This window comes from Pseudomonas sp. FW305-28, assembly GCF_017351395.1.
GTDB lineage: Bacteria > Pseudomonadota > Gammaproteobacteria > Pseudomonadales > Pseudomonadaceae > Aquipseudomonas > Aquipseudomonas fluorescens_AA.
The window spans coordinates 1-246 of the sequence record NZ_JACNDD010000321.1; the positions used below are offsets into that span (position 1 = coordinate 1).

The following is a 246-nucleotide window of genomic DNA, read 5'->3' on the forward strand; positions in this document are numbered from 1 at the left end:
GCGGCAAACCCGTCTTCGCGGGCCATCGACACCCAGCTTGAATAGGTCGTGGTTTCCGATGGGCCATAGAGGTTGCACAGGCGTTTGACCTGGGTCTGTTCGAACAAGGTTTCAACCAGGCTGCGCTTCAAGGCTTCACCGGCGACGTTGACCGTGTCGACGCCCTCGCCCAATCCGCCGGATTCCAGCAAGGCCTTGAGCGCCGACGGAACGGTGTTGATCAGGGTGATGTCGTGCTCGCCCTGC

The 246-nt window shown here is 61.4% G+C and carries 1 protein-coding gene; it reads right to left on the bottom strand.

Annotation, left to right across the window (positions count from 1 at the left end):
- On the bottom strand, positions 1 to 246 hold a 246-nt coding region (locus J4E53_RS30635), incomplete at both ends, for an AMP-binding protein (protein WP_207268306.1).